Origin of the sequence: Candidatus Angelobacter sp., assembly GCA_035607015.1 — a bacterium.
In the GTDB taxonomy this organism is placed as follows: domain Bacteria; phylum Verrucomicrobiota; class Verrucomicrobiia; order Limisphaerales; family AV2; genus AV2.
In genome coordinates, this window is sequence record DATNDF010000353.1 from 1 (window position 1) to 3,280 (window position 3,280).

Sequence of the window (3,280 nt, forward strand, 5' to 3'; positions counted from 1 at the left end):
TGGCTCATAATGTTTCAGCCACGGATTAACACGGATGGACACGGAAGGGAAGAAAAGCTTGCCACATCACACGTCGCAGCCGTGTCCGGCGCAAATTGCCGCGCAGAAAAAGCTTCGCTCAGAAAGCGTTCAATTTTTCACACCTGATTATTTCCGTCGGCGGGCCGCTGGCCGGAGCACGCGAGCCGCGTGCTCTCCCCGGCTCAATCCACAAACATGAACTCGTTCGAGAGCAGCAGCACTTGCGCGTATTTCTCCCAGGGCGAGAGCGGTCCGGGCGGCGGTTCAACCGGCCCGACGAAATCTTTCGCCGCGTTCCACTCCCCTGCATATTCCGGCGAACCGCCCGGTGCCGTGGTTTCTTTTGATTTGATCACCGGTGCCCATTTGAAATGGTCGTTCGCATAATTGGCGTTACAGTCCACGACAAAATCAATCGTGTCTCCTTGTTTGACTTCCAGTGATTCAACTTTCGTCTCTGCCTTGCCGTTATGTAACGTCCAGCTCGCAAGCTGGCCGAGGCGGCTGGAAACGATGCGCCCGCGGATGCCGTCGCCTTCCTTGTGTTCGTGCGACAAGGTCCCGCTGATGGAGACGATCGCATCGCGCGGCGAGACCCAGCGCCGGATCGCGGCGTGTTGCAAATCGTTCCCGGCGTGTCCACCTTCAGCCGTCAGGCGGACCCATCCAAGTTTTTCATCGGGCCAGCTGGGTCCACCCTGCCATGCTTCATCAACAAATCGGGCCAAAGATTTGAAAGTTTTTACCCGGTGCGATTGGTCGTCGTATTCCCCGTAACCGTATTGCCAGGGAGAGGCAACCGGCCGTGGAGGCTCCGGTGGCGGCAGGGCCTTCGCCGCCTCGACGAATTGTTCGGCCAGCTGAATCTGGCGCGCCGTGGGTTGCCGCTGGAAAATAAGGCGATAAAGCTCCTGAACCCGACGTTTCGTGTTTTCCAGTGAATCGACCTCGGGTCGCGACGCCAGACTGCGGGCCCGTTCGACGACAAATGGGCTGTTCATGAAAAACAACGCCTGCTGCGGAACGGTGGTGTCAAGGCGTTGCGGGCTGTGCATGTCCGGATTCGCGAAATCAAAGACACGGAAGACGCCGGGCAAAAACTGTCGATCTATAAAACCGTAAATGGTGCGGCGAAGTGGAAAAGGTCTTTTGAACAATTCGACCGGCTTGCCGCCCCCGTCCTGCTGCAACTCGCCGGACACGGCCAGCAAGGAATCACGCATGGATTCGAAGTCCAGTCGCTGGCTGTTGAAGTGCCATAACAGACGATTCTCCGGATCGATACGCGAGGCGGACGGCCGGGTGACAGGGCGCTTCGCAATCTGCGCGCCAGAGGCTGTCCAGGCGTCACTGCTCTGTTGATAGACCGCGGAGAGCATGATGAGGCGATGAAGTTTTTTGACGGACCAGCCTTCATCCATAAAACGGCACGCGAGCCAGTCGAGCAATTCCGGATGGCTCGGTGGTTCGCTGCGTGTTCCAAAGTCGCTCGGTGTCTTGACCAGGCCCGCGCCAAAATGATGCAGCCAGATGCGGTTTACCATCACACGCGCCGTGAGAGGGTTTGATCGGGCTGCGATCGCTTCGGCCAGGTCCAGGCGGCCGCTGCCGCGCGAGAATGGCTTCCGATTTTCGCCCGCCAGAACCTCGAGGAACCGCCGGGGGACCTCCTCACCCTTGTTCGCAGGATTGCCCCGGATGAAAACGCGCGGATTCCGCTGGGTCGGCCGATCCTCCAGAATGACGGCGTACGGAGGCGACGATGATTTGATGATCCACCGATCGATCTCCGCTTGCAGTTTGGCAAGTTCAACGCGTCCGCCTTCATCAAAAAACCATTCGAGGTCCACAATCGCGCCGTGCGGCACCAGCACGGGCGCATCCGGGGCATAAAGCACCTTGCGCAACTCTTCCTGATCCGCGTCCGGCAGTGCGGAAGGAGCCGATAACTTATCCTTCTCAGCTTTCTCCAGAACGCCGCGCCAGGCCTTATGCGCGTCAACCAGCAGTTCACCGTAGTGCTTTGCCACATCAGCCATCGAAGTGGGAGGATTCGCGACAAACGCCTGCAGCACGAGCGGATTGACCGCGGCCGATGACGAACCGGAGCCCGCCTTTGCCGCCGCCGCGTACCTTTGGACAATTTCGGTGGCGTGTGCGCCGAAATCTCCCGATGGCAGTTTCGCGAATTCGTGCCAGAGCGCGAACACGGGATTGAAATTCTTGGATGTCTGGCGGAGATAAGAGTCCCATTGGCGCACGATGGTCGGATTCAGGTCATCCGGACCCCGGATCACGTAAAACTCTTCGCTTGGCAGCTTGTCCACGTTCAACACCGCCTCCAGGTATTCGACGCTCTGATTCCGCAACCGATCGGACAGCTCATCACATTTTTTTCGGAACGTGCCGTTCAGTTTTTCTTCACGTTCATGCAGCCCTTTCACGAAGTCCGTATAGCGTTTGTCCTGGTCCAGATTTGCGACGAGCGGCAAAGCCCGCTCGCTCGAACCGATGAAGACACCGTAGAGGGAATAGTAATCCTTCGTCGGAATCGGGTCGAATTTGTGGTCGTGGCAGCGGGCGCAGCCCACGGTGAGTCCCTGCATGCCGCGCATCACCACGTCGATACGATCATCAATGATGTCATGCACGACGCCAAGGAAGCGGCGCCCCAGCGTGAGAAAGCCCATCGCTGCCAGGTCGCCGTGGTCCCCGCCTTGCACAATCTGGTCGGCCGCAATCTGAAGTTTGAGGAACTTGTCATAGGGCATGTCCTCGTTGAATGCGTGGATGACCCAATCGCGGTAGGCGTAGGATTGGACAAACCGACCTTCTTCGCGATCGGTGTAAACATACCCCTTCGTGTCCGAGTAGCGCGCGACATCAAGCCAGTAACGTCCCCAGCGCTCGCCGTAGCGCGGCGACGACAGCAGGCGGTCCACGACCCGCGCGAACGCCTCCCGCGACGTATCGTTGAGGAACATGTCCACTTCCTCCGGCGCGGGTGGCAGGCCGGTCAGGTCATAGGTGGCGCGCCGGATCAATGTGCGCCTGTCCGCGGCCGGTGAAGGTTGAAGACCTTTTTCCTCCAGCTTTGCGAGAATGAACCGGTCAACCGGCGTCCGGGACCAACGGGTGTTTCTGACTTTTGGAACGGACGGCTCTTTCGGCGGTTGAAATGACCAGAACGTTTTCGCCGCGGATTTTTTCTGCTTCCGAACTTCGAGCTCGCTTGTGCGCGGGTCGGGCGCACCCATCT

General features: G+C 58.9%; 1 protein-coding gene. It reads right to left on the reverse strand.

Features of this window, described 5'->3' with window-relative positions:
* Nucleotides 1-203: 203 nt before the first annotated feature.
* Nucleotides 204-3,280: DUF1549 and DUF1553 domain-containing protein (locus VN887_14220; protein ID HXT41163.1), on the reverse strand; the 3,077-nt coding region annotated here is incomplete at its 5' end.